This window comes from Endozoicomonas ascidiicola (assembly GCF_001646945.1).
Lineage (GTDB): Bacteria > Pseudomonadota > Gammaproteobacteria > Pseudomonadales > Endozoicomonadaceae > Endozoicomonas > Endozoicomonas ascidiicola.
Genome location: NZ_LUTV01000008.1, coordinates 102,030 through 126,842, shown reverse-complemented (window position 1 = coordinate 126,842; position 24,813 = coordinate 102,030). Strand labels below are relative to the sequence as shown.

Below are 24,813 nucleotides of genomic sequence, written 5' to 3'. Positions count from 1 at the left end.
TAAATCAATGCTGTATATATATACAGGTGTCGTTAAATCTGGACCTCTTTTGTTGTGATGGCCCTTCAGTCATGAGGGTTAATTGATGCCGAACGTTGAATTTACCGATCAACTGCTAAGACGGTTAGATCCCGCTTTTTTCCAACAAATTTTATCCAACTCATTTGCTCTGGAGTTAAGAATCCCAGAAGTCTCTGGTGTCCGGAAGCAACGACAAGCCTTGTTGAATATGCTTCTTTTTGAGCATCCAGACCGGATTAAGGAGTTGAATCAGGTCTTTGAGAAGGTGTGTTTATTGTGTGATAGCAGTGGTCAGGATGCTCTGGAAGTGGTTCGAAGGGAGCTTCTTCCAGATGCAGCTAAAGATGACTTTTTATCATTGCCTAACCAATTTTATCGTAGTCTTTGGCTTTATAAGTACGATCAGCGGCTATTTGCCGAAGCCCTGGATAAACGACAACTTCGTATCCTTCGAAGAAATAGTAGACATTGTGCAGGGTTTGAGACACCGAGAGACATAGTGATTGCTGAAGATCATGAACTGCTATCGTTTCGCAGAACTATGGCCAAGGTTCTAATCTGTCCGTTGGATTCGATAGCTGCAGAGCTGTTCCCACGCTACGACATAGACGCTCCTGAGCAGCTGGATCATTATGAAATTCGTCTTCATTACAATTTGCCACCAGAGAGTGCTGGCCGGGTCGAGCAGCAACAATTGATACCGTGTGACATTTTGTTGGCCACCAGCGCATTCATTACTTACGAGCCTGATAACGGAGCGCTCTACGTTATGGCAGAAGATTCTCAGCTTTGGCAACAGGCGGCTAAGGCGGCGGTAGAGTGCGTACTGGGTATTGAATTCACAGCTCAACCCCTGGATGTGATTACCTATGATTATCAGAAACTGGCAGACCAGACATTCCAGCCCAGAGTCGCGGGATTGGAGAGTGTTTATGGTGCCAAGGTCACTCAGCTGGGTGTGAGAGGAAATAAGAGCTCGCTGCTGGTGAATTCACCAGTCAGTGACCGTGGAGATATTCATTCTCCCGCCATTGACCTTACTCAATCATCAGACTTTCGGTTTTCCGGTCGGCCTATCAGTCGTGCTGCCATCACGATTCATTTGCGTGGTAATGACGCATCAGAAAAAAACCGAACCGCCGTTATAAACCTTTCCGGTGAATCACGCTGCAGCTTTCGTTATAGTCGGGAGAGTGACAAGCGTGTGTGTCAGCGCTTCCTCGAACTCAATGGATTGATGAGAAGGACAGGGAATGAATTATCTGATGCCACAAACGACGGTTGATCTGTTTCGTTGTTTTGAAGAAAGTGCCGAGGAGTGGGTCACTCAGGCAGGGCATCAGGTTCAGGGTATTTTGTCCTTAACTCTGAATGCCTCGTTGAAATCGTTAGTAGGTTCCTCTGGCTGGTTTCATCGGGTAGGAGAAACCACGTCGGTATCTGTGCCTTTTGGGGAGGACTTCTCAGAAGAAGATCTTCACTATGATCCTGCCAAACGCCACTATTTTTATACCTGCCCTGAAACACTGTTCAAGATAGCGGTTGATGAAAGCGATGTCGCTATTTTATCTCTCGATTGCGATCGGCTGTTGTCCAGTCTGGCGGATCTTCTTGATATTCCAAACCGTGAACGGGATGAGTTGAACTCTCCGAAAGCGGATGGTCATTTGTGGCGTTTAGGTTCCGCTCGTTTGTCGGATGGATTTCATTATCCGATTTGGTTCTGTCGTGGAGCACAGAGTCATTTAACCACTTTAGATGGCACGTTACGGCAACTATCGAACCGGGATCGTGGATTGATTCTAACAGCGCATCAAACCTTCCCCATGCATTATCGGTTACCGGCCGGATTTTATTGTTTGTCCATTGCTCAGGCGCTGCATACCTATGGCAATGGAAGCACAATCAATCGCAAGCGACTTTACCAGGCTGTCGTGCATCCAGGTCAGAACCAAAAGGACAGTCCTGTTTTTTACGACAACATCAGTAAAGAGTTAGTCATTGCCGGCAAAGAACCCTGGCTTCTGCAGGGAGAAAATCAACCGGCAGCGGTAGAGTATTTGTACAAACAAGCTCTGGCTGGGCATTGGGAAGTGAAAGCCAGTGATATTTTATTGGCGGTGAAAAGGGCAAATCATAAACCGCAAACGTGGACGGTGAAGCGGCTTCCGGAGCTGTTTAATGGTAAGGGGTGGGAGCATTACCTAACCAGCACTCGCCGTGGTTACTACGGTTTCAATCTGACCTGAAATAATTATCTACCTCAGTGCATGATGGCCACCTTCGGGTGGTTTTTTTTGCCCTGAATTTTAAAAAAACACATCAGTTCATGTAGGTCTCACATTATATCTCACATTTTGGGGGCTGACGGTCTCACATTTTACTTTCGATAATTTACTCACGTTCTGACAACAAACGAGAGGAGGCGATGAACGTGAACAGAAACAGCATGAGCCAGACAGAGCTGGCAAAACGCTGGAGTATTTCCCAGCGAACCCTTGAGCGCTGGCGCTCATTAGGGTGGGGGCCTACCTACCACAAAATGGGGGGGCGTGTGATCTACATGACACGTGATGTAGAAGCGTATGAGGCACAGACTGCCATGCGTTCAACATCCGAGCACTGTCGTGTTATAGCAGCAGGAGGTCAATCATGAGTCCTGACCTGCAAGCCATTACCAATATACGTATCAGTGATCTGTCTGCAAAATCCGGTGAGGAATTACTCAAGCTGGTGGATAGTGCTGAAAAACAGTTGGTTGAAACACAGCGAGCAAGGGATTGGTTGGAGTCTGCCATTGCATACAAGTATGTCTATAGGTCGACCAATATTCGTTCAGAACTTGGTCAGGAATTTGGCTTTATTCATTTTGAAGATGGTGCGGTCAAAGTCACTTCGGAAATCCCTAAAGCCATTACCTGGGATCAGAAGAAACTGGCAGCCATTGCGGAAACCATCCGTAACCAGGGAGAAAATCCTGAAGAATTTATGGAGGTACAGTACACCGTTCTGGATGCCCGCTTTGATGAGTGGCCGGAAGTGATGCAGAACGCATTTCGACCTGCTCTTACTATCGAACAAGGGACGTCTAAGTATCGTTTGTCGCCTAACTACAGGGAGGTGAGACGATGAGTTTACCCATTTTGACAGCGGAACAACGAAGTCAGGAACGCAAGGGAATTAAGAGTGTACTTCTTGGGCGGAGTGGAGAAGGTAAGACGACTCAGTTGAAAACGCTGGACCCTCAAAGCACGTTGTTTATGGATTTAGAAGCCGGTGATCTTGCGGTGCAGGATTGGGAAGGCGACACCATTCGACCAACCACCTGGACTGAATTTCGCAACGTTGCCGTTTATCTGGGAGGTCCGAATCCAGCCCTGCGAGATGATCAAGTCTATTCCAAAGCACACTACGAAGCCGTATGTGAAAAGTATGGTGATCCGTCTGAACTGGATAAATACGACACCTACTTTATTGATTCCATCACGGTATTGGGTCGGCTTTGCTTCCAGTGGTGCAAGAGCCAACCCCAGGCCTTCTCGGAGAAAACCGGTAAGCCAGATACTCGGGGCGCATATGGCCTTCATGGTCAGGAAATGATTGCAGCGCTGACTCACCTCCAACATGCCCGAGGCAAGAACGTCGTGTTCGTGGCCATTCTGGAAGAACGCGTGGATGACTTTAATCGGAAGCTCTACCAGCTGCAGATTGAAGGTTCTAAAACCGGGCTGGAGATGCCAGGCATTGTTGATCAGGTGATTACCCTGGTCAGCTTACCAGATGAGGAAGGCAATCTCCGTCGTACCTTTGTATGCTAGACACTGAACCCTTACGGCTACCCAGCCAAGGATCGCAGTGGTCGCCTTGATCTGTTCGAGCCACCACACCTTGGCAGGCTGTTTCATAAAATCCGGACCGCTGAACGTCAGCCGGTCAATTTTGATAACCCAGCCCCTGAAACCACTCTTAACAATAAACAGGAAGCATAATCATGTCCCAGAAAAAATCATGGAACGATTTCAATGATGCTGTTGAACAGAACCAGCATGACATCATCCCTTCAGGCACGCTCGTTAAGGTGCGTATGACCATCAAACCCGGTGGCTACGATGACCCGAATATGGGTTGGACAGGAGGGTATGCCACCCGTGGCGATACCGGTGCTATTTACCTTAATGCCGAATTCACAGCGCTGGCAGGGCAGTATGCCAAACGTAAAGTGTGGTCACTCATTGGTATGTTCAGCCCCAAAGGGCCTGAGTGGGAGAGCATGGGCCGCTCTTTTGTTCGAAGCATTCTGCAGTCAGCCCGAAATATCAAACCGGAGGATAACAGTCCACCGGCGTATAAGGCTCGCCAGTTGATGTCGCTGTCTGAGTTGGATGGTATTGAATTTGTGGCCAAAGTGGCTTTGGAAAAGGATCAATATGATGAACCTAAGAATGTCATCAAGCAGGCTATTACTGCGGAGCACAAGCAGTATGCCCAACTGATGCACAGTGTTGCCTCGACAGGTCAAGCTCCGCAAGGTCAAAGACTGTCTCCTCATGAATTGCAGTCTGAGTTGTATCGGGGACCGGATCAGGCTCCTCATCCTGCAGAGAGTTATGGCAGCCAGTGGGATTAACCTCTGGTTGAAATATGAATCCATAATTGCCCACCAGCAGGTGGGCTTCTTTTTACAGGGACGCTGAGCAATGAATAACGGATGGCTCAATTTCAATACGGCTGCTGAGCAGCAGTCTCCGGAGCTGTTACCCGCAGAGGATATTAAACGACGCATTCAGGAACGACTGGTGGACTACCTGGCTGCGATGTTTCCCAACGGTAAGCGACGGGGTAACAAGTATGTAATGGGTAATGTTCAGGGGGATAAAGGTAAGAGCCTGGAAGTCTCATTGGATGGAACCGATACTGGACTTTGGCATGACTTTGAAAACGGAGAAGGTGGTGACATTGTCAGTCTGACCGCAGCTATTCATGGGCTCGATGCTAAGAATGATTTCCCTGAGGTTATTCGTTTTATGGCTGATTGGTTGGGTATGCCATCAACCAGTCCACCAGCAGTGGCAAGCTATCAGGACGATTACGAGGACCTTGGAGCGCACACTGGCAAGTGGGATTACCATGATGCTGCAGGTAATTTAATCGCCTGTGTCTATCGGTACGATACCCCAGATGGTAAGGAATTCAGGTCCTGGGATGTTAAGGCCAGAAAAACCAAAGCACCGAATCCAAGACCTCTCTATAACCAACCTGCTATCAAAACGGCTACAGACGTCTGGCTGGTGGAGGGTGAAAAAGCTGCTCAGGCATTAATAGACAATGGCTACTGTGCCACCACGGCAATGAACGGAGCCAAGGCACCCGTTGATAAAACCGACTGGTCACCACTAAAAGATAAGAGGGTAATGATTTGGCCGGATAATGATGAGGCCGGTTTAGCTTATGCACACAGTGCAGCCAACGCCATCGCTGAGATTGGCGCCACCAGCGTCGTTACTTTTAAACCTCCGGAAAACAGTTATGAGAAATGGGATGCGGCAGATGCGGTGGCTGAAGGCTTTGATATCCGACAGTGGATGGTGACGACACAACGGAAAACGCTTAAAGAGTCAGTGCCCTTTTATCGATTTGGAGACCTCCTTGATGATGACTCTCCCATGCCGGACGACTTGCTTAGCCCGAGAGTATTGACCTCAGGCGGCATGCTGGTGGTGGGTGGTGCGCCCAAGGTAGGAAAGAGTGACTTCCTTTTGAATTTACTGGCTCATATGTCTGCAGGATTAACCTTTCTTGATATGCGCCCGAGCAAACCGCTGAAGACTTTTTACCTTCAGGCAGAGGTTCAATATCACTATTTACGCGAACGAGTAAAACAGCTGCCTCTGGAGCAATATCAGCTGTCCGATGTAAGGGAGAATCTGGTGGTGACGGCAAGGTTGAACCTGATATTGAATGCTAAAGGGATGCCCCTGATTTTAAGGGCAATACGAGATGCTTTTCCTGAGGGACCGGACGTCATTGTTATCGATCCCATCCGAAATGTTTTTGATCCTGGCCCTGATGGCAGCAGTGAAAATGACAACAATGCCATGCTGTTTTTTCTGAAAGAACGGGTAGAACAGTTAAGGGATATTGTGAATCCAGAGGCTGGGCTCATCCTGGTTCATCATACAAAGAAAATGAGTAAACGACAGTTAGAGGAAGATCCGTTTCAAGCTTTGTCCGGTGCCGGAAGTTTGCGTGGCTATTACACCTCAGGGATGCTGCTGTTTAAACCGGAAGAGATGGAACCCGAGAGAATGTTGTATTACGAGCTGAGGAATGGACCATCACCGACAGCGAAGAGAGTCATTAAAAAAGAGGGGCAAGGGTGCGAAGCGCCTCCGAATGGTATTCGGATTGCGGGTGAGGAAATGGGACGCAAGCACGATGCAGAGCGGATCAGAAAGCGTGAGGTTATTGTTAATCTGCTTTTTCAAGAGGCTCTGCAGGGGCGGGTTTACACTTCCAATCAATTTGCCCAGGCATTTGAAAATCAGGCCGGACTTGGGGCCAGCTCGACGATCCGGGATCGCATTAATGTGCTGAGCACTAAAGGCTATATCAAGTTCTTTAACGACCATGATGAATACAATTTATCGCCACCGTTGAGGAGCACTCAGGGGTATCTCTGTGTTGAAAATATGGAGCTGGGCAACGATGGAAATCCATTATGCAGGGTGCTGCCGACGCACTATAAATGCGCTCAGACTTCCGCAAATTTACCTGTTGAGGATCCGGAGCAATGGATCTATTACGACCAGCATTGAAGATCATTTGAGTTGCTGGCGAGTTGCCAGCGAGTTGCTGAAAATGGGGAGTTGCTGAGTTGCTAGATTTGTCCAGCAACTCAAAAAAAATAAACAAATCAGGCTGTTAAGTGAAACCTGAGTTGCTGGATTTTAAAAAGTTAGCAACTCAACCCAGCAACTCATAACTGTTTGAAATCTATTGTTTTTGTTGAGTTGCTGAGTTGCTGGATTCTTTTATATATAAATATATACGGACGAGCCTCCTTCAGGTCGGTCCCGTCCGTATAAGAAATCGCAGGAGGCGATGCCATGTTGACCATTGACGAACTCAGAGATCGATATCGGGAAGCCTGGCTGGTGGCTCGCAGAGTGCCCTCCGGATTAAACCTCGGGCACTCGTCGTATTGGCCTGAATTTAATCCCAACCGCTGGGAGGTTTATCACTCGGAGGGTGTTCAAGCAAAATCACTACAACCGTCGGGAGATGCCGTGGATCGGATGATCGAGTGTATGCGCTGGTTGCGGTGGCTCAGTGAAGACGAACGATCACTGGTTTGGTTACGAGCAGCGGGATTACCCTGGCGTGATATCGCCAAAGAGTCAGGCTTGTCTCGGATGACCGCTTCCAGGCACTGGAGAAAAGCTCTGATGCAAGTGATTTTACGTCTAAACCAGAGAGGGAGTAGCGTGAATTTTCGGGATGCAAAGTGTTAGAGCGGGGTAGAGCGTAGAAAGCGTACTTTTCAGAGTGGGACAAAATCAGCATTTTGGTTCATAGTTATCGCTAAGCTCGAAGCAAAGTACATCCAAGCCCCGCACCACTATCGGTCCGGGGTTTTTTATTACCTGTTTTTCATCCTTGTTCACGGAAGAACCATGGCCAGAATCCTCGTCGAATCCATCGAACATCGCTCTGTTGCCAGCCTGACACCCTACGCCAACAATGCCCGTACGCACTCCGATGATCAGGTGAACCAGATTGCCCGCTCCATCGAGGAGTTTGGATTTGTGAATCCGGTGCTGGTGGGCAGCGATGATGTGATCGTAGCAGGCCATGGTCGTTTGATGGCGGCTAAGCAGCTGGGGATGGAAACCGTACCGGTGATTGTTCTTGGGCATCTGACTGAGACTCAGCGACGAGCGTTGGTGATTGCGGATAACCAGATTACCACCAATTCCGGCTGGGATGAGGAGCTGCTGAAGCTTGAATTGACTGAACTGGACGCACTGGATTTTGATCTCGACCTGATGGGCTTTTCCGATGATGAGCTGGATGGGTTGCTGTTGCCCGATGAGGTCGAAGGTCAGACCGATGACGATGAAGTGCCGGAACCAGAGGAACATCCGGTCAGCGAAACAGGTGACCTTTGGGTATTGGGCGACCATCGTGTTCTCTGTGGCAGTGCAACCGAACAGGCCGATGTGGAAACCCTGATGAATGGTCAGCTGGCAGACATGACATTCACTGATCCACCTTACAACGTCGACTATGCGAATCCTGAGAAAAATGGCAAGGCCAAGAAAGATCGCCGAATCAAAAATGACAACCTCGGCACCGAATTTTACACCTTTCTATTGGCCGCCTTGAGCAACCTCCTCGCTGTGAGCAAGGGCGCAATTTACATCTGCATGTCGTCGTCTGAACTGGATACCTTGCAGAAAGCCTTTCGAGAAGCCGGTGGCAAGTGGTCCACGTTTCTCATCTGGGCCAAGAACACCTTCACTTTGGGACGCTCCGATTATCAGCGTCAGTACGAACCCATTCTCTACGGTTGGAAAGAAGGCTCAGAGCACTTCTGGTGCGGCGCTCGCAACCAGGGCGATGTCTGGTATTTCAACAAGCCTGTGAAGAATGATCTGCACCCAACCATGAAGCCGGTGGAACTGGTAGAACGAGCCATTCATAACTCGTCCAAGAGTCGCGACATTGTGCTGGATCTGTTTGGTGGGTCCGGCTCTACCCTGATCGCCTGTGAGAAGTCTCATCGCAGCGCAAGGCTCATGGAATTGGACCCGAAATACGTCGATGTGATTGTGCTCCGCTGGGAGGAGTACACAGGCAAGGAAGCCTATCTGGAATCAAACCAACTGACCTTTGAACAAAACAGGGACGACCGCCAGGGAAGGCGGAAGGGTCACCTTGCTATGGAAGGAAAGAGGGCCTAGAGGCATGGACGATCTCTCGCGCCGACTGGATCAGATTGATTCCAAGCTCGATAAGCTGAGCGATGCGGTGTCGAGGCTGGCTATGATCGAGGAACGAATTACGCATCAAACCACCAGTCTTACCCGTCAGGATGATCGTCTGGATGAACAGGATAAACGCATCAGACTTCTTGAATTTCAAGCCAGTCGTCGAGGGGTGATGCTCAACTACATAGAGCGGTTTGGTTGGATTGTGCTGACCGCAGCTATTGGTTTTTTGTCGTATTTCTTGAAGGGGTAAGTCATGGGTAAGCGTACGGAAACCAACTACCTGATCGTTCACTGTTCTGCCACCAGAGCCAACCAGAACATCACCATCGACGATATCAAACGTTGGCACACCACCGAGCGGGCCTTTATCGATATCGGTTACCACTGGGTGATTGAACGGGATGGCTCTGTCAAACAGGGGCGACCTGTTGATGACTGGGGCGCGCATGCCAAAGGGCACAACCACGAGAGTGTGGGCATCTGTCTGGTAGGTGGCCTCGATAACAACAACCAGCCTGAAGACAATTTTACCTTACTGCAGAAGCGTATGTTGAAGCTGCTGATTGCCGGACACAAAGCTCTCTATCCTGATGTGGAAGTACGTGGCCACAACCATTTCAACGAACACAAAGCCTGTCCAGGCTTTCCTGTTGAGGTGTGGCTCTATCAGGAAGAGCTTCAGGGAGTTGACCTGTGAGTTGGACGGCTGCAGTTCCGCTGGTAGGGAAGGTGATCGATAAACTGTTCCCGGATGCTGACAACGCTGATCAGGCCAAGGTTGTCCTGGCTGAGATGATGATCAATGGTGAGATCAAGGAACTGGCTCAACAGGCTGGGATTATCACTGCAGAAGCGAAAGGTGATAGCTGGCTGCAACGGTGCTGGCGTCCTTTGGTGATGCTGACCTTTACGGCACTGATCGTGTGCCGGTGGATGGGCTGGGCAGCACCGGATCTTAGTGAAGAGGTGGAACTGAAACTGTTCGGCATCATTCAGCTGGGTATCGGTGGATACATTGCCAGTCGTAGTGTGGAGAAGGTGGCAAGAACGATTCGTTCGTAGTTTCAGCTTTATTTGATAAGGCCTTTGCTTGTAGTATCCGCGCTTTTTAAAATCAGGTTATCAGTGTGGTGCTAAAGCTAAGAAAGGTGTTGTCAGGAGCATTTGCATTAATCTTCTCCTACTTAATCAGTACATCAGTTATTGCGATTGATTTTCAAGCTGTAGAGAAGCAGGTTAAAAAATCAGAAAATGCTCTGTCAGCACAGATCAGTGTTGCCATGATGAATAGTGCAACTGACGAGGTGTGGAGTTATAACGGCAATAAACGAGTACCGATAACAAGCACATTTAAGACACTCCTGTGTGCCAAGCTTCTGCAAGATGTCGATCAAGAAAGGCGTGCATTGAGTGATAAAGTTAAATTAGAAAAGACGATGCTCGTTGATTACTCGCCTGTGATTGAAGGTTTTCTGGGTGAGTATGTGACGCTTGGTCAGGCTTGCTCTGCAACCATGCAGACCAGTGATAATACCGCTGCCAATATTGTTCTGGAAAATGTTGGTGGACCCAATGCTCTTACCAAATTCATTCGGAGTTACGGTGACCAGGTAACAAGAATTGACCGTTTTGAAACCGAATTAAATGAAGGGACGCCAGGAGATCCCAGAGACACTACATCTGCAGAAGCCATGCTTCATTCTATTGATACGTTACTGTTTGGTGACGCATTATCTGTCAGTTCAAAGAAACAGCTCACTCAATGGATGATTCAGAATACGGTCACGGGAAACTTGTTACGTTCAGTATTGCCGGAAGGCTGGGTGATTGCTGATCGTTCTGGTGCTGGAGGTTATGGAACTCGGAGTATTAATGCGGTGGTCTGGCCAGAGGATGGTAACCCTTGGGTCATTACCATCTACGTCTCAAACACGAAGGCAGCTTTTGAGGAACGGAATAAGGCAATTGTAGAGATAGGGAAAACGATGTTTAGAGAACTGGAAGCTTCCCAATAAAATAATATTGTCGTATAGCTGTGGTTTTGCCCCTGTTCATAAAAGTTCGGTTCCCTGCGGTCATGGCTCTGAAAGCCTCGTCATTAGAGGCTTTCTGCAAAGCGGAGGGACCCTGCGAACTCTTCGCTAATGCGGGTAGGCGACACCGCGGCGAATCACCAGCGACAGAGTGAAAAACGGGGTTGACACTGGTTGACAAAAAACGGCTCAGGCCAGTGTTTATGAGGGTTTCAGCGTCAACCAAATTATTTTATGTCAACCTACTTACTCTCCGTTGGGTTACAGATTGTCAACCAGCTTTCATTGACGTAGATCAATTCTTTTGATTCGGTAAATACGTAATCTGTAGTCATCCAGTGAGGGGTTGCCGAAGTCGAGGGGGCTTTGGAATCAGGCAAAAAGAACATCAAATGCCTGTTATCAGGACAAGAATAAATACCACTCCAATAATAATAAAAAACGTTTAACGCTGGCTTTGCCAGCACTTGCAGCCTTGCTCTGAGTAAGGTTTTTTATTGGATGATAAGCAATGCAGTGTCACAGTGACGTGAGCTGATGGAAGACCTGAAAACCAAGCAGGATGCCCGGGAATAAAAACGACTCAGGTCGTTCTCTATAAACCTCGCCCAGTGCGGGGATTTTCTTTTGGTGGCTTATTCACCGGTGATCAAAAAACAACCGGTAATCATTGGGAACTATATTTCGCTGTTTTTAAGACTATCTCACCGGTTGTGCACCGAGTTATCCACGGAATTAGTGGATGATTAACGTTTTGCTTCAAATGGTCGGTGCACCTGCCATTCACCAGCTTGTTGGATGAACAGTGTATCGATTTTCAAGCTTCGGGCCAGTGCTTTCAGGTGGTTCCATAAAGGTGAAAATCGGGGCTGATGATCCAGCCAGTCATCACCAAAGTCTCGATGCCTGGCAGTGGCCTGAGGACCGTCAATGTAATGCAGATCGCCCAACTGAATAAGCTGTATGGCAACAAACATATTTCGGTACCAGTGCTGCAGCAGGGAGTGCGTGAAACGGTTTGGGTGGAACAATCGGCAGGACATAAAATGGCCGTTGGATAATTCAACGGCCAGCAATATCGGTTGGTTCAAAGGACAGCCTCCAGCCCGGCAGTGATTCGATAAATCCGGTCCTGGCCTTCCGGCTTTTCCGATTCAATGGTCAGTCCCAGTCGTTTTTTCAGGGCTCCGGCAAACGTTCCCCGAACGGTGTGTTTTTGCCAGCCGGTTTGCTCCATGATGTCGGCAATGGCGGCGCCTTCAGGTCGGGCCAACAATTCAATCACCGTGTGCAGTTTCGTGCCGGTGCGAATCTTTCCCTTATCTTTGGAGACAGGTTTGTCATCAAGGCCAATGGCGGCTTTGCCCTGTGGGCTGATGTCGTAAGCATCCGGATCTTTCAGAACAATCAAAAAGCCCCGGCTGGTCAGGCTGTCCAGAACCTTTTTTCGGGCTCCGCCTTTGATGCTGAGTTCTGACAAATTGAGTGTTCCGGTTTTTGCGGCTTGTTTCAGAACACTTTCCTGGGATGGAGTAAGTTTGTCGTTTTTCATGGTGCCTCTCCTTTGCGAGTTATTGTTTTTGTCCATCTTTAAAACCTTGTTGGTAAGCTTCTTCCAGGGCGCTTTTGACGCACCAGACAGAAACCTCATTGAAATCTTCGGAGGTCTTCCGTTCACTTAAGGTGTCAAACAGACGATGTTTTTTGGCGATGGTTTCCAGAGCTTTTTCGAGGCGTTTGTTCATTGGGCTGTCCTTACTGACGCTTTGTTTTTGTTATGTACAGTTAGGCTCTATAACCGCGGGTTATCAAGAAAAACCAGATAATTATCAATTGCTTGGAGGGTAGGTCAGGCTCTGGCGGGGAATAAAGGGGACAAGCGGGGTTATGAAGCTACTGTCGCAGTCAGAATTCGCCAAACGTCAAGGTTGGAGCCGCCAGTATGTGGGTAAACTGGTCAGGTCAGGCAAGATTACCCTGGTTAATGGCAAGATCGACCCAGAGCATGCACAGGCCGCCATAAAGGCCCAGTCGGAACCTTCTACGGAGCTGCGGGTAAAGCCCCAAACGGACACAGCTTTCACCACAGCCCCCTCCGATTCACGACAGGCGGTGGATTTCGTCACTGCCCGCACCATGCGCGAAGCCTTCAAAGCCAAAATGGCTAAGATGGAGTATGAGGAGAAGGCGGGCAAGCTGACCGATGCTTCTAAAGTTAAGTCAGAAGCATTTAGGGCAGGCAGGATTGTTCGGGATGCATTGCTCGGAATACCGGACCGGCTGTCGGATGTGCTGGCAGCAGAACAAGATCCGGGGGAGGTTCGGCAATTGCTGGTGAATGAACTGGAAATGATTTTGAACGAATTAAGCGACAATTCGTAGATAAAACAACGCCCCGGTCAACGGGGCGATAATCCCAGTCCCTCCCGATTATTATTCTTATTGATCGGGCGACCATCCGTGGTCAAGGTTCCTTCCTGGAACGGTACTGAGCAGTCTTGCTTTGCACCTATAGATAACCACATTGCGTGCCAACTTTGTTCATTCCGCAATTACCAAAGGCTCAGGTAGTAACGGCTGCTTTACGTAATCTTTAGATTTGGGTAGTCGTTACGTCCGTTTGTCACGGATATAAACAAACAACTGTATGAATAGTCCTTATTTTTCAGGCTTTTTTGCTGGTTTGAAGCCGGATACCCGTATGACGGTTTCAGAATGGGCGGATGAACATCGCATCTTGCCCATGAAGTCGGCAAAGGAAGCAGGACGATGGCGAACCGTTAGAACGCCCTATCTGAAAGAAATCATGGATTGTCTGTCACCGTCGTCTTCCGTAGAACAGGTGGCCTTTATGAAGGGTGCTCAGGTGGGCGGTACCGAGTGCGGAAATAACTGGCTTGGCTATGTGATTCATCACACGCCAGGACCCATGATGTATGTGTTGCCAACGCTGGACATGGCCAAGCGAACTTCCAAGCAGCGTATCGCACCGATGATTGAGGCGATGCCGGTGTTGCGAGAATTGGTGAAAGATCCGCGCTCCAGAGATTCTGGCAATACCCAGATGGTGAAGGAGTTTCCAAACGGTGTACTGATTATTACCGGTGCGAACTCGGCGACCGGGCTACGTTCCATGCCTGCCCGTTTCCTATTTCTGGATGAAATAGATGCCTATGAAGACGATGTAGACGGGGAAGGCAGTCCGATCAATCTGGCGATTAAACGGACAGCGACGTTTTCCCGTAATCGTAAGGTCTTGATGGTTTCAACGCCCAATATTGCCGGGGCCAGTAAAATTGAATCGGCTTATCAGGCCAGTGACCAGCGGCAATACCATGTGCCGTGTGTGAAGTGCAGCTACCTGCAGCCTATCGAATGGCAACAAATCCGATTTGAGAATCAAGATCCGGAAACTGCCTGCTTTGAATGCATCAACTGCCAACACCGAATGGGCGAACACGATAAACCCAAACTATTGGGTGGCGGTCAGTGGATTCCTATGAATCCTGAAGCCAATGGCAAAATCCGAGGCTTCCACTTGAGCTCGCTCTATAGCCCCAATGGCTGGTACAGCTGGAAGGATGCAGTCGCTGATTTCTTAGCTGCCAAAGACAATCCCATTCTCTTGAAAGACTGGACCAATACCGTCCTCGGTCAAACCTGGCAGGAGCAAGGGGAGACCGTTGATCATGAATTGCTCTACCAGCGTCGTGAACACTACCCAGTAGAAGTCCCTTGGTCAGTAGAAGTGTTGACCTGTGGTGTTGATGTTCAGGATGACCGAGTCGAGTTTGAAGTGGTGGGTTGGGGAGCCGGTGAAGAGAGTTGGTCCATTGATTATGTTCGGCTTTACGGTGACCTGTCCCGGCCTGATATCTGGAAGATCCTGGCTGATCGACTGCGTAAATCCTATCGCAGGCAAGATGGTGTATTAATGAACCTTGCCCAGATCTGCATGGATTCTGGCGGGCATTTTACAGATGAGGTTTATGCCTTTTCCCGAAAGCAGGGTTCGGATTGGCTCATACCGATCAAGGGTGCATCTCAAGCCGGTAAGCCCATCGCCACCTTCCCGAAAACCCGAAACAAGAAAGGTGTCTACCTGACGTTGGTGGGCACCGATACCGCAAAAGAACTGGTCTATCAGCGTTATCGCATTCTTGAACCGGGAGCAGGCTATTGTCACTGGCCCATCATGGATTGCTTTGATGAAGATTACTTCAAGCAGGCCACTGCTGAAGAGAAGGTTCGTAAATACAAACACGGTGTTGCCTATTTTGAGTGGGATGCCAGAAAGAAACGAAATGAAGCTTTGGATTGTCGGGTGTATGCATTAACGGCGGTGCGAATCCTGCAACAGCATCGAGGCTTAAATCTGGAACAACTGGCAGCCCAACGGCCAGAACCAGAAGTGCAGATGGAGCAAGATGAGCCTACGGATATAGCCGCCAATCGACACCGACGAACCTCTCGCAGTACCTACCTGAACGGATAATCACCATGATCACGGATGCTGAATATCAAGCTCTGAAGCGGGCCGTATTGCTGCGGGAAACGAGAACGGTTGAGTTTGAAGGCCAAAAAGTGGAATACGCCAGTTTTTCCGAGATGGAAAGACGACTGCAGGCCATTGAACGGGAGCTGGCGAAGCAGCAAAAGCGGCCTCGCCAATATGGCATTTATTCCAGAAGTGGCATCTGATTCATCGCCAGAAATGCAGTACTGCAATCAGTGCAATGAACAAGACAATCAGGGTGGTGATCGATTGTCGCATCTGATCACTGGTAAGTATGCGTGGGTCGTCTTTTTTTGTGCCATGTGGGTCACTGAGCAGGCTGGGTGCCACGTTCGCCATCATCAAAAAAATACCCAGTACCAGCACTGAAATCACTACGGCCTTCACAAGCTACCTCTCCATTTCTTACTACTTTCTATACAAGAAGGATGTGCACCTTTGTTTGACAGGTTACGACAGAAATGGTTGCAGACGGCACGAAATTTAGCCTACACCTCCGCAGGTCGGGGCGCAGGAGTCAGAGTTGGTCGGCCCCATCATCTGGTCCGAACAATACGCTGACCGGTAATCTGGGGACGTTGATCAATCGATCCAGAGCGTCCATTCGTAACGATCCATGGGCGGCTTCCGGGTTAGAAAAGCTGGTCGCGAATATTGTCGGTACAGGTATCAAACCCAAGTCCGAAGCGACCAATGACCAGTTCCGAAAGAATCTGCAGGCCCTGTTTCTGGATTGGTCTGATGAATCGGATGCGGATGGTCAACTGGATTTTTATGGTCAGCAATCGTTGGCGGTTCGCTCCATGTTGGAGGCGGGTGAATGTTTTGCCCGGTTGCGACCCAGAAAACTATCCGATGGTTTGAGTGTCCCTTTGCAGGTCCAATTGCTGGAAGCGGAGTTTGTGCCCTGGGATTACAACGATGATCTAAAACGTGGTCATAAGATCCGAGCAGGTATCGAATTTAATGCCTTGGGTAAGCGGGTGGCGTATTGGATGCACCGACAGCATCCATCCGATTACACAACGTTGGATACTGCCGACCTTCGTCGTATTCCTGCAGATCAGGTACTCCACCTCTATGAACCACTAAGGCCCGGCCAGCTGAGAGGACAGCCGTTGCTGACCCAAGTGCTCTTGCGGATGTTCCACCTGGACAAGTTTGATGACGCGACCTTGCTGCGGCAGGAAATCGCTAACCTGTTCACCGGCTTTATCACCAAGCCTGCGCCTGATGGTGATAAGGTGGATCCGTTGACCGGCAGGCCTATTGTTTATGATCTGCAGGGCGTACCCATGGTGGCCATGGAACCAGGCACCATGCAGGAACTGTCACCCGGTGAAGAGATTACCTTCAATACACCACCGGGTGCGGCTAGCAATTATCCCGACTTTATCCGTCAGCAATTGATGGCCGTCGCGGCAGGTATCGGTTTGCCCTATGAAATTCTATCCGGGGATATGAAAGGCGTCAGTGACCGGGCATTGCGGGTAGTACTGAATGAATTCCGACGACGAATACAACAGATTCAGCACAACCAGCTGGTGTTTCAATTCTGTAGACCGGTCTGGAATCGGTGGTTGGAAATGGCGGTATTCAGCGGAGCCATTCACGCTCCCCGTTTTGATCAGAAAAGAGCGGACTACCGACGGGTGAAATGGATTCCCCAAGGCTGGCCCTATATGCACCCTGTGCAGGATATGCAGGCCCAGAATCTGGCAGTGCGCAGTGGCTTCAAATCTCGTTCTGAAGTGGTGTCTGAACAGGGTTATGACAGTGAACAGATCGATGACGAGATAGCCGCTGATAATCGTCGGGCAGATGAACTGAGTCTTCAGTATGAAAGCGATGGTAGACAGTCATCTCAGTCTTCCACTCAACTCTCTTCACAAGAAAAGGATGAAAGCCAGGATGAGCAAGAAGAAACCTCTCAACAATAAGCCGTGGTACACGTTAAAGAATCAGGCTGACCAACCTGCAGAGTTACTGATCTACGATGTGATTGGTGACTGGGCGGGTTTATCCGCACGACAGCTGGTTAATGATCTGAAAGATATCGACACCAATGAAATCACGGTGCGTATTAACAGCCCCGGTGGATCCGTATTTGATGGCATCGCCATCTACAATGCTCTGCGCTACCACAATGCGCATATTCATGTTCGGATTGAAGGGTTGGCCGCCAGTATCGCCAGCGTGATTGCCATGGCTGGCGACACTATTCATATGGCCGCCAATGCGTTGATGATGATTCATAACCCCTTTGGCTGGGTGGGCGGTGATGCCGAGGAGCTCCGTAAAGTGGCGGACATGCTGGATAAAACCACAGAAGTGATTGCCCAGACTTATGCAGCAAACAGTGGGCTGGAAGTCAGTGAAATTATCACCTTGATGAATGATGAAACCTGGCTTACCGCAACCGAAGCAGAAGGCCATGGTCTGGTAAATGTGGTGGATGAACCGATGCAGTTGGCTGCACACTTTGATCTCAGCGCCTTCAACCATGTGCCACAACCACTGCTCCAACCACAAGTTGGAACGGATCACGAGCCTGATGGAGAGGCTGAATCAACTCATGCGTTGGCTATCGTCTCGCTCTGCAATAAGGCCGGTTATCCGGAAATGGCTGAGAAATTTATTCGCAACAAGCAGGGTGTAGACGATGTCCAAAGTCGTCTGACGGAATGTGAAACCATCAAGTCGTTGTGTGCTGCAGCTCAATGCAGTGATCGTGCAGCCAGTTTTATCCAGTCCGAAAAGTCCACAGAAACGATCAGAACGAAACTGTTTGATCTGCTCACCAGGGAAGAGGAAACACTGGACAACTCCCTGACACCCAGTCAGCAGAATCAAACCATCAAGCCACTGATTGATACCCGCGCCGTGTACCAAAAACGCAATCAAACCGCTGCTTAACCTTCTCACTCCCAGCCTCAAAGGAACTTAGGTTTTTTTTGAAAAACGAGTGGGTAGATACAGTTGATTCGTATGAGACTGGTGGCTGAGCACTGCTTATTTTTACTGATTAATATGGCGCGTCTGGCGAAAACATGGCCAGCTTCAGCAACTAATTTCCCGCATAAAAGTAAAAGTAATCATGGTGTTATAAATTTATGGCGGATTTTTTTTGGTTGGTTAATAAACGATTGTGTTAATCGACTGTCCTACCTATACAAATACCCAAGGGAGGTTTACATCATGCAGGCAATCAATGTAGGCGGAGAATTATGCCCAGCTTCAGTTATGGAACTTGGAAATGCCTCTAATGAAGCGCAATCCAAGTACTATTCTATTTGTGATCACGCAACAGCAGTCTTCGCCCGAAAAGGCGTCAAGATAAATCATGATTCCGTATACCAGAAACCACTCTCATTGCTGCAGCAACATTGCGCCCTCCAAGACAGGGGCTCAATTATTCCGCTCAATGTAAACGCCTGCTACCCGAAGCCTGATATAAAGCTTGACGATACTTCAGCTACATTTTTGGGTGCACTGTTGAAGGCTGAAACTGGTCCCGAAAGTAGCGATCGCTGGGGCGACATAATTTATAACAGAACCAATAATCAACAATGGGGTAGTTTTAAAAGTTTAACCAAAGAAACTTATCTCCCAAAAATGTATGCGTTTCTTGGTATGGAGCCGACAAAGGCTACCGAGTACGTTGAAGCTCTCTGTAAACGTCTGCAAACCGAGATTGACACACTGCAATCAAACTGACTTGATTTATTGGTTAAAGCGACTGGCTGAATGCGAAATTATCAAATTAATGTGCTGCTCCGCCGTAAAGTCGATCAGGCATTGGCCGCACATCCATACTCTGGGCTCAGAGCATTCTGAGATTGGGTTTCTACGACGCTCGTGTGGCTCATGATTATGTGAAAGATGCTTACCATCGTTATCAGGACAGTGCTTTGCTCAGAAACGATCCCAAGTCCGGTTTCCGTTTTGGTGATGTCGACTGGGAAGAATATCGGGGGCAGGTGGGTGATATTCCGTTCATCAAATCCGATGAAGCCTACGTCATTCCCGAAGGCACCGGCATCTTCCGAACTTGGTTTGCACCGGCAGATTATATCGAGACGGTGAGCACCATCGGCCTGCCCAGGTACGCCAAACAGAAGACATTGGACTTCGATAAAGGCGTGCAGCTGCACACCCAGTCTAATCCGTTGCCTGTCTGTTTGAAGCCCCGGGCGGTGATCAAATGCAAAATGAACTGAGTGATCTGAACCGGCATGTGCTGGCCACCTTTGGTCAGCCGGTGATGATCTTTCGGGAGGATGTGCTACTGGTAGAAAGTCGGGGCATTCTCTCGAAAGAACTGGTTCCTGTTGGTCAGTTTGATTCAGTGCTGCAAACGGTGACAGTGGTGAGTTTGCCTGCGGAGTTGGAACTTCAGCGGGGTGATGAGGTGCAGTCTGCCGATCAGCAATGGACCGTGGATTGCAAACTGAAAGACAACGGTCAAATGATCTGGTGGCGGCTCCATGAAGCTTGACCTGGAATTGGACGGCACTGTGGATGAGCTGATTTCACAGTTCCATTACGCACCGGAGAAAGTCAGTAAAGCCATCGCCCGATCTCTTCGCAAACTCTCACGGTTTGCGGAGCGCAGAGTATTGAGAGAGTTAGCAAGACAACAGAACATCACTCAGAAGGTGCTGAAGTTTCTGGGGCGAGTCAGGGTTTCACTTTATAAACCCGGCGATCGGGCATCAAAGCACTACAGCCTGGTGATTTGGATTGGTGCTCTGGATATCCCTGCTCACTATCTGGGTAAGCCAGTGCCGTCTAAAACAGGGGTGAGAACTGGCCGCCATTTTTGGGAAGGCGCCTTTCTGATGCAGCCGGTGAATGCGACGCACCCTATGGTGTTCGAGCGAAAAGACGACTGGCTGCACAAATTTCAACGCTCTAAAAAATCCGGGCGCATGATGTGGATGGGCCTGCCATTGGAAAAGAAAGAAGTGGCTATCTGGCATTCGGCCAGTGACGTGTTGCGGAAGCTGGAACCGGTACTGCTTGACCGGTTTGCCACGTTGATGGAGCAGGAGCTCAACTATGTCTTCAACATCGAATCCTGAAGCCAGAATTGTTGAAGCGCTTGTTTATCGTCTGACTGAAGTGACATCGACTGTTCTATTGGGATACTCCGCGCTCGGGTTGAATGATGAACTGCCCACTCCGGCGATTTTGGTTCAACTGGAATCTATACAAGAGCAAGGCCGACAGGGCAGCCGCAGAAAAATGAGCATGGCGTTGAATGTCAGTGTGGTGATCAAAACGGATGAAGACAGCACTTACACCTTGATGGGCCTGACCCGTTTGGTGAGGGAGCTGTTCGCCAGTAGTGAACGATTTACACCAGAAGCTCGCACTGTTCAATTTAGTGAAACCCAGTTCGATATCGCCCCGAATCATGGTCACCTTTCCTTCGCAGATATTCAGCTGACCATCGATGTCATTCTCTGAACCTATTCCCAAAACAACCTCAAATGCAGGAGCATCCTATGTCCACAGTGGATCGTAGCTTTATTGGCGCAGGCAGTATTCATATCCAGCCCTATGACCAGTCAGCCCCTTTGCTGCCCATTGGCAATGTCAGCGAGTTTACCTTCAGCTTTGAAGAAGATCGTAAGGAACTGAAAAACTACCTGGGCGGTGGGGGTAATCGCAATGTTATCAGTCGAGTGTCGGGTATTACCGCCAATGTGGTCGCCCATGATTTTACTGCCAGCAATATTTCACTGGCACTGAGAGGTAATGTCACCAATGGCAGCACCAGTGCAGTAATGGATGAAGAGTTGGTCAGTCATGGCGTTGTCGGTGAATTGATTCCTTTTAAACGACTACCGGATCGGGAGCAGCCAATTACGGTAAAAGACAGTCTGGAAACAGCACTGGTGGCCGGAGAGGATTACGAACTGACCCAATCGGGTATCAAAGTCATTGATGGCGGTGGGATTGATGATCAAGGCGTCAAAGTCAGTTACACACCGTTGGCCACTAACATGGTTCAGGCATTGGTGGAGTCCGGTCGTGAGTTCGTTCTGTTTATGGAAGGACTGAACGATGCCCAGGAAGGGTTGCCATTCAATATCCGGGTTCACCGTGTGAAGTTTTCTCCAGTGCAAAACCTGGGCTTTATCTCCGATGACTTTGCCAATATTCCACTGCAATTGGATGTGCTGTCGGACCCAACGGTTACCGGTCAGGGCTTGAGTCCGTTTATGCAGCTAGATCTGGCCCAATAACCCACCGAGTCGCCTATGCCTTCCATCAAAGAAACCGCGCTTCGGCTGGTGCTGAAAGCGCGGGATACCCTGTCACGTCCAGTGAAAGAATCAGCCGCTTCGCTGGAGTCCCTGCGTGGGGAAGCGAAAACGCTCAAGAGCCATCTTACTGAGTTGGAAAAGCAGCAGCGGTTACTGTCGTCTTTCCAAAAGCAGACAGTGGCCGTTCGTGAAGCGGGCAGAGCATTCAGGGAAGCCGAGGATAAGGTTGAAGGGTTAGCCCGGGAATATCAGCAGGCTGAGAAACCCACCAAAACGTTGCAGCGCCGGCTTGAGTCAGCCAGAAAATCGGTAACGGCTGCCAACCAGTCATATCAACAGCAGCGGCACAAACTGGCTGAGTTACGTCAGGGGTTAAAGCAGGCCGGGCTTTCAAACCGTGACTTAGCTCGGCAACAGGACAGAGTCACCCGGGAGGTTCAGGAAACATCAGCCGCGTTTGGTAAAGCAACCCGACGAGTCAAAGAAGCCTCGCGAAACTTCCGACGTTCTGGTTTAAAAAACGTGGCCAGAGATGCTGAAAAGGCATCATCCGGTATTGGTCGTTTAACCCGACGCTTTGCCGGATTGGTCGCAGCGACCGCTGGACTGTACACCATCAAGCGCAGCATTGAGTCAATTCTCACCACGGGTGATAAGTTTGAACGACTCAGCGTTCAGCTGGAAGCCATAATGGGTTCCATGGCAGAAGGCGAACAGGCACTGGCCTGGATCAAAGATTTCACCAAGAACACACCTTTCCAGCTAGAAGAAGTCTCCGAAGCCTTTGTACGACTAAAAGCGTTTGGTCTTGATCCCATGGATGGCACGATGCAAGCCATCATAGATCAGACTTCCAAACTGGGTGGTGGTTTTGATCGGTTGCGGGGTATTTCAGTCGGCATCGGGCAAGCCTGGGCCAAGCAGCGCTTACAGGGCGAGGAAATATTGCAGTTGGTTGAGCGGGGCATTCCGGTCTGGGAGATGCTGGAAAGCGTCACCGGTAAAAACGCTCTGGAACTTCGCAAATTATCAGAAGCCGGAAAGCTGGGGCGGGATGTCATTGCCGAACTTATTAAGGAGATCGGAAAAAGCGCAGACGGTGCTGCGGCAAAGAATATGACTCTGCTCTCTGGTTACGTCAGTAACCTGAAGGACAGCTGGAGCTACTTTCTGGATGAAGTTGCTGACAGCGGCGCGCTCGAATATGTAAAAAATCTGCTGGGCGATCTGGCGCTGAAAATCGAGGCGATGAATAAAGACGGTCGGCTTCAGGCTCTGGCGCAAAAAATTAGTGATGCGTTTGTTGCCATGGGGAACGCCATACAGGATGCACTGTCGGGTATCACCCTTGAAGACTTTGTGGCCAGATTACAGTCTGGCTTTACCACGATCACCACGGTACTTGATAAAGTAAAAACTACGTTTACCGTCACCAGCAACACCATTTCGTTTTTCTTCAACAGTTTTTCATTAGCGGTGAAAGGCTTTGCTTCTGCCTTTCTCTATACCATCGGTGAAATCATTTATGGCTGGGGAAAAATAGCCGAGGTGATGGGCGCTGATAATATTGCCAGAAGCCTGCAAGGCACCACCCATTATCTTCGCTCTCTTGGGAAGGAGTTCGCAAAGCAAACCGCAGAAGATGCCAACGATGCAAAAAACTCGTTAATCGGTATTTATGATGCGTTATCCAAAAAGCATCAAAGCACTCAGCAAGACATTCGTCGTGAAAATAAAGTCACGGTAGAAGCCGCTCGTGAAGAACAAAAACAATACCAGAAGGAACTGGAGCAAACCGGCAATGCCGCAAAGAAGACTGCAGAAACCACCAAAGCTGCGTTCACAGATGCGGCAGATGCCATCAATCAGATCAACGGCGCAGAAACCCGAACAGAGTTAGCCAGCCTTGGCGTAGCGATAGCGGAGGCGTTCACTGAGGGTACGCTTTCCCTTGAGGAGTACACCAAAGCCACCGAAGCGAGTCGGCAAAAACTGGCCGAGTTAGCGGCTGAATCAGAAAAAACCAAAGAAGCATTAAAAGACACCGGTGATGCAGCAGAGTCATCCGCGCAGCAGCAGGAAACCTCCGTTCAAAGTATGGCCGGAGCCATGGCCGCGCATTACAACCATCTCACCTCTGAATTAATGGGTATGAGTGCAGCCGCCCACGATGCCTTCGTGAATATGGGCAATATTGGAAGTGTCCAGGCTAATACTGCCATCGATGGAATATCGGAACTTAAAAACCAACTTCAGGAAACTAACGATCAGCTGGATAAGCTGAAATACGACCCCGTTGGCGACTTTGTCGGTATATCCACCTGGATGACGGAAACCGCAAGAAACGCAGCGTTTGTTAAAAAGGAATTTTTACAGCAAAAAATTGCCCTGGAAGACTTGTTGGAAAGTTATGAACAAGGTGAAGTCAGCGCTCGACGTTTTGTGCAACAGGGAGAGCGTACCGCTGAGACTCTTAACCTGCTCAATAATCAGGATCTGGACAGGCTCAATAACGCCATTCGCTCCGTAGAACAAACCATGTCGCAATTAGGCGACAGTTCACGCAATACCCTCGATAGCCTGCAGGATGAATTAGACCAACTTCAGGGCAAGCAGGATGATATCGAGAAACGCCGTTATGAAAACCGACAAAATGACCTCAAAGCCCAAAAGGAAGAAGCCGTTGCCAGTGGCGATCAGAAAGCCATCAAGAACCTGAATAAAGCCCTACAGGTCAGTGAACAGATATACAGCGAGCGACGCAGGCAGACGCAGCAGGAAAAAAGGAGTACTCGTCAACAGGATCAGGTTACCCAAACAGCAATGCCGACCAGAATTGAACGACAGCCACCACAGAAAGTCATCCGGCTTGAATATCCAAACGGCGGTGTGAATGTGGGCATTGCGCCTACCGATGAAACCAAACTACTGGAAGCCCTGAAAAACGCAGGCATGAGGACGCTTTAAAAGGAAAA

At 49.2% G+C, this 24,813-nt stretch carries 29 protein-coding genes; 25 read left to right on the top strand and 4 right to left on the bottom strand.

Annotated features, from left to right (window positions below):
• Positions 1–85 precede the first annotated feature (85 nt).
• The 13 genes from AKL11_RS21045 (at position 86) to bla (ending at position 11,029) form a co-directional block, all read left to right on the top strand.
• Positions 86–1,306, top strand: a complete 1,221-nt coding sequence (locus tag AKL11_RS21045) for a hypothetical protein (protein WP_067521666.1) — start codon at positions 86–88, stop codon at positions 1,304–1,306.
• On the top strand, positions 1,275–2,270 hold the full coding sequence (locus AKL11_RS21040; RefSeq protein WP_067521664.1) for a hypothetical protein: 996 nt from the start codon (positions 1,275–1,277) through the stop codon (positions 2,268–2,270). The genes AKL11_RS21045 and AKL11_RS21040 overlap by 32 nt, the downstream gene beginning before the upstream one ends.
• A gap of 185 nt (positions 2,271–2,455) precedes the next feature.
• Positions 2,456–2,677 carry a hypothetical protein gene (locus tag AKL11_RS21035; RefSeq protein WP_067521856.1) on the top strand — a complete coding sequence of 74 codons (222 nt, stop codon included), beginning with the start codon at positions 2,456–2,458 and terminating at the stop codon, positions 2,675–2,677.
• Positions 2,674–3,153, top strand: a complete 480-nt coding sequence (locus tag AKL11_RS21030; protein WP_067521661.1) for a hypothetical protein — start codon at positions 2,674–2,676, stop codon at positions 3,151–3,153. Before AKL11_RS21035 ends, AKL11_RS21030 begins: the two co-directional genes overlap by 4 nt.
• Entirely contained in the window at positions 3,150–3,839 is a 690-nt protein-coding gene (locus AKL11_RS21025; protein ID WP_253705274.1) for an ATP-binding protein, read from the top strand. The genes AKL11_RS21030 and AKL11_RS21025 overlap by 4 nt, the downstream gene beginning before the upstream one ends.
• Before the next feature lie 173 nt (positions 3,840–4,012).
• Positions 4,013–4,648: a hypothetical protein gene (locus AKL11_RS21020; protein WP_067521659.1), complete on the top strand. Its 636-nt coding sequence runs from the start codon at positions 4,013–4,015 to the stop codon at positions 4,646–4,648.
• A 70-nt stretch (positions 4,649–4,718) separates the two neighbouring features.
• The gene (locus AKL11_RS21015) at positions 4,719–6,836 is read left to right on the top strand and encodes an AAA family ATPase (protein ID WP_095210591.1); all 2,118 of its coding nucleotides are present in this window, start codon (positions 4,719–4,721) and stop codon (positions 6,834–6,836) included.
• A 291-nt stretch (positions 6,837–7,127) separates the two neighbouring features.
• A complete protein-coding gene (locus AKL11_RS21010; protein ID WP_067521657.1) occupies positions 7,128–7,532 on the top strand; it encodes a DUF6362 family protein in 405 nt (134 codons plus the stop codon).
• Positions 7,533–7,694: 162 nt separating this feature from the next.
• Complete coding sequence (locus AKL11_RS21005) at positions 7,695–8,984, top strand: site-specific DNA-methyltransferase (protein WP_067521655.1); 1,290 nt, start codon at positions 7,695–7,697, stop codon at positions 8,982–8,984.
• Between the two features lie 4 nt (positions 8,985–8,988).
• Positions 8,989–9,264: a hypothetical protein gene (locus AKL11_RS21000; protein ID WP_067521652.1), complete on the top strand. Its 276-nt coding sequence runs from the start codon at positions 8,989–8,991 to the stop codon at positions 9,262–9,264.
• A gap of 3 nt (positions 9,265–9,267) precedes the next feature.
• Complete coding sequence (locus AKL11_RS20995; protein ID WP_067521650.1) at positions 9,268–9,711, top strand: N-acetylmuramoyl-L-alanine amidase; 444 nt, start codon at positions 9,268–9,270, stop codon at positions 9,709–9,711.
• The gene (locus tag AKL11_RS20990; RefSeq protein WP_095210590.1) at positions 9,708–10,076 is read left to right on the top strand and encodes a 3TM-type holin; all 369 of its coding nucleotides are present in this window, start codon (positions 9,708–9,710) and stop codon (positions 10,074–10,076) included. Before AKL11_RS20995 ends, AKL11_RS20990 begins: the two co-directional genes overlap by 4 nt.
• Before the next feature lie 89 nt (positions 10,077–10,165).
• On the top strand, positions 10,166–11,029 hold the full coding sequence (gene bla, locus AKL11_RS20985; protein WP_095210603.1) for a class A beta-lactamase: 864 nt from the start codon (positions 10,166–10,168) through the stop codon (positions 11,027–11,029).
• A gap of 764 nt (positions 11,030–11,793) precedes the next feature.
• On the opposite strand, the gene AKL11_RS20980 is transcribed toward bla, so the two are convergent.
• From AKL11_RS20980 to AKL11_RS25785, 3 genes are read right to left on the bottom strand one after another with little or no spacing between them, the layout of a single operon-like run.
• On the bottom strand, positions 11,794–12,138 hold the full coding sequence (locus tag AKL11_RS20980; RefSeq protein ID WP_067521648.1) for a hypothetical protein: 345 nt from the start codon (positions 12,136–12,138) through the stop codon (positions 11,794–11,796).
• Positions 12,135–12,599, bottom strand: a complete 465-nt coding sequence (locus AKL11_RS20975) for a DUF3489 domain-containing protein (protein ID WP_067521646.1) — start codon at positions 12,597–12,599, stop codon at positions 12,135–12,137. The genes AKL11_RS20980 and AKL11_RS20975 overlap by 4 nt, the downstream gene beginning before the upstream one ends.
• A 19-nt stretch (positions 12,600–12,618) precedes the next feature.
• The gene (locus AKL11_RS25785) at positions 12,619–12,792 is read right to left on the bottom strand and encodes a DUF6900 domain-containing protein (protein WP_172807350.1); all 174 of its coding nucleotides are present in this window, start codon (positions 12,790–12,792) and stop codon (positions 12,619–12,621) included.
• Positions 12,793–12,934: 142 nt separating this feature from the next.
• Here AKL11_RS25785 and AKL11_RS20970 point away from each other — a divergent pair, with 142 nt between their 5' ends.
• The 3 genes from AKL11_RS20970 to AKL11_RS20960 all read left to right on the top strand — a co-directional run bounded on the left by AKL11_RS20970 (position 12,935) and on the right by AKL11_RS20960 (position 15,748).
• On the top strand, positions 12,935–13,429 hold the full coding sequence (locus tag AKL11_RS20970) for a hypothetical protein (RefSeq protein ID WP_067521643.1): 495 nt from the start codon (positions 12,935–12,937) through the stop codon (positions 13,427–13,429).
• Between the two features lie 265 nt (positions 13,430–13,694).
• Positions 13,695–15,542 carry a phage terminase large subunit family protein gene (locus tag AKL11_RS20965; protein WP_067521641.1) on the top strand — a complete coding sequence of 616 codons (1,848 nt, stop codon included), beginning with the start codon at positions 13,695–13,697 and terminating at the stop codon, positions 15,540–15,542.
• A gap of 5 nt (positions 15,543–15,547) precedes the next feature.
• Entirely contained in the window at positions 15,548–15,748 is a 201-nt protein-coding gene (locus AKL11_RS20960) for a phage head-tail joining protein (protein ID WP_067521639.1), read from the top strand.
• A gap of 1 nt (position 15,749) precedes the next feature.
• On the opposite strand, the gene AKL11_RS20955 is transcribed toward AKL11_RS20960, so the two are convergent.
• Complete coding sequence (locus tag AKL11_RS20955) at positions 15,750–15,950, bottom strand: hypothetical protein (RefSeq protein WP_067521636.1); 201 nt, start codon at positions 15,948–15,950, stop codon at positions 15,750–15,752.
• Between the two features lie 74 nt (positions 15,951–16,024).
• Here AKL11_RS20955 and AKL11_RS20950 point away from each other — a divergent pair, with 74 nt between their 5' ends.
• The 9 genes from AKL11_RS20950 (at position 16,025) to AKL11_RS20910 (ending at position 24,805) form a co-directional block, all read left to right on the top strand.
• Entirely contained in the window at positions 16,025–17,503 is a 1,479-nt protein-coding gene (locus tag AKL11_RS20950; protein ID WP_067521634.1) for a phage portal protein, read from the top strand.
• Entirely contained in the window at positions 17,475–18,479 is a 1,005-nt protein-coding gene (locus tag AKL11_RS20945; RefSeq protein ID WP_067521632.1) for a head maturation protease, ClpP-related, read from the top strand. Before AKL11_RS20950 ends, AKL11_RS20945 begins: the two co-directional genes overlap by 29 nt.
• Before the next feature lie 72 nt (positions 18,480–18,551).
• Complete coding sequence (locus AKL11_RS20940; protein WP_067521629.1) at positions 18,552–19,280, top strand: hypothetical protein; 729 nt, start codon at positions 18,552–18,554, stop codon at positions 19,278–19,280.
• A gap of 122 nt (positions 19,281–19,402) precedes the next feature.
• The gene (locus tag AKL11_RS20935; protein ID WP_067521627.1) at positions 19,403–19,783 is read left to right on the top strand and encodes a major capsid protein; all 381 of its coding nucleotides are present in this window, start codon (positions 19,403–19,405) and stop codon (positions 19,781–19,783) included.
• On the top strand, positions 19,768–20,061 hold the full coding sequence (locus AKL11_RS20930; RefSeq protein WP_067521624.1) for a hypothetical protein: 294 nt from the start codon (positions 19,768–19,770) through the stop codon (positions 20,059–20,061). The genes AKL11_RS20935 and AKL11_RS20930 overlap by 16 nt, the downstream gene beginning before the upstream one ends.
• The gene (locus AKL11_RS20925) at positions 20,051–20,647 is read left to right on the top strand and encodes a hypothetical protein (RefSeq protein WP_067521622.1); all 597 of its coding nucleotides are present in this window, start codon (positions 20,051–20,053) and stop codon (positions 20,645–20,647) included. The genes AKL11_RS20930 and AKL11_RS20925 overlap by 11 nt, the downstream gene beginning before the upstream one ends.
• Positions 20,625–21,035: a hypothetical protein gene (locus AKL11_RS20920; RefSeq protein ID WP_067521619.1), complete on the top strand. Its 411-nt coding sequence runs from the start codon at positions 20,625–20,627 to the stop codon at positions 21,033–21,035. The genes AKL11_RS20925 and AKL11_RS20920 overlap by 23 nt, the downstream gene beginning before the upstream one ends.
• A gap of 38 nt (positions 21,036–21,073) precedes the next feature.
• Positions 21,074–21,817, top strand: coding sequence for a phage tail tube protein (locus AKL11_RS20915; RefSeq protein WP_067521616.1), 744 nt, complete (start codon positions 21,074–21,076; stop codon positions 21,815–21,817).
• Between the two features lie 15 nt (positions 21,818–21,832).
• Positions 21,833–24,805, top strand: coding sequence for a tape measure protein (locus tag AKL11_RS20910; RefSeq protein ID WP_067521614.1), 2,973 nt, complete (start codon positions 21,833–21,835; stop codon positions 24,803–24,805).
• Positions 24,806–24,813 lie beyond the last annotated feature (8 nt).

Coding starts and splice junctions, on each gene's coding strand:
- AKL11_RS21000 (WP_067521652.1), top strand. CDS start 8,989: ATGGACGATCTCTCGCGCCGACTGGATCAGATTGATTCCAAGCTCGAT.
- AKL11_RS25785 (WP_172807350.1), bottom strand. CDS start 12,792: ATGAACAAACGCCTCGAAAAAGCTCTGGAAACCATCGCCAAAAAACAT.
- AKL11_RS21005 (WP_067521655.1), top strand. CDS start 7,695: ATGGCCAGAATCCTCGTCGAATCCATCGAACATCGCTCTGTTGCCAGC.
- AKL11_RS20965 (WP_067521641.1), top strand. CDS start 13,695: ATGAATAGTCCTTATTTTTCAGGCTTTTTTGCTGGTTTGAAGCCGGAT.
- AKL11_RS20975 (WP_067521646.1), bottom strand. CDS start 12,599: ATGAAAAACGACAAACTTACTCCATCCCAGGAAAGTGTTCTGAAACAA.
- AKL11_RS20970 (WP_067521643.1), top strand. CDS start 12,935: ATGAAGCTACTGTCGCAGTCAGAATTCGCCAAACGTCAAGGTTGGAGC.
- AKL11_RS20910 (WP_067521614.1), top strand. CDS start 21,833: ATGCCTTCCATCAAAGAAACCGCGCTTCGGCTGGTGCTGAAAGCGCGG.
- AKL11_RS21010 (WP_067521657.1), top strand. CDS start 7,128: ATGTTGACCATTGACGAACTCAGAGATCGATATCGGGAAGCCTGGCTG.
- AKL11_RS20940 (WP_067521629.1), top strand. CDS start 18,552: ATGAGACTGGTGGCTGAGCACTGCTTATTTTTACTGATTAATATGGCG.
- AKL11_RS21020 (WP_067521659.1), top strand. CDS start 4,013: ATGTCCCAGAAAAAATCATGGAACGATTTCAATGATGCTGTTGAACAG.
- AKL11_RS21025 (WP_253705274.1), top strand. CDS start 3,150: ATGAGTTTACCCATTTTGACAGCGGAACAACGAAGTCAGGAACGCAAG.
- AKL11_RS20925 (WP_067521622.1), top strand. CDS start 20,051: ATGAAGCTTGACCTGGAATTGGACGGCACTGTGGATGAGCTGATTTCA.
- AKL11_RS20995 (WP_067521650.1), top strand. CDS start 9,268: ATGGGTAAGCGTACGGAAACCAACTACCTGATCGTTCACTGTTCTGCC.
- AKL11_RS20950 (WP_067521634.1), top strand. CDS start 16,025: ATGGTTGCAGACGGCACGAAATTTAGCCTACACCTCCGCAGGTCGGGG.
- AKL11_RS20960 (WP_067521639.1), top strand. CDS start 15,548: ATGATCACGGATGCTGAATATCAAGCTCTGAAGCGGGCCGTATTGCTG.
- AKL11_RS21045 (WP_067521666.1), top strand. CDS start 86: ATGCCGAACGTTGAATTTACCGATCAACTGCTAAGACGGTTAGATCCC.
- AKL11_RS21030 (WP_067521661.1), top strand. CDS start 2,674: ATGAGTCCTGACCTGCAAGCCATTACCAATATACGTATCAGTGATCTG.
- AKL11_RS21040 (WP_067521664.1), top strand. CDS start 1,275: ATGAATTATCTGATGCCACAAACGACGGTTGATCTGTTTCGTTGTTTT.
- AKL11_RS20915 (WP_067521616.1), top strand. CDS start 21,074: ATGTCCACAGTGGATCGTAGCTTTATTGGCGCAGGCAGTATTCATATC.
- AKL11_RS20945 (WP_067521632.1), top strand. CDS start 17,475: ATGAGCAAGAAGAAACCTCTCAACAATAAGCCGTGGTACACGTTAAAG.
- AKL11_RS21015 (WP_095210591.1), top strand. CDS start 4,719: ATGAATAACGGATGGCTCAATTTCAATACGGCTGCTGAGCAGCAGTCT.
- AKL11_RS20930 (WP_067521624.1), top strand. CDS start 19,768: ATGCAAAATGAACTGAGTGATCTGAACCGGCATGTGCTGGCCACCTTT.
- AKL11_RS20920 (WP_067521619.1), top strand. CDS start 20,625: ATGTCTTCAACATCGAATCCTGAAGCCAGAATTGTTGAAGCGCTTGTT.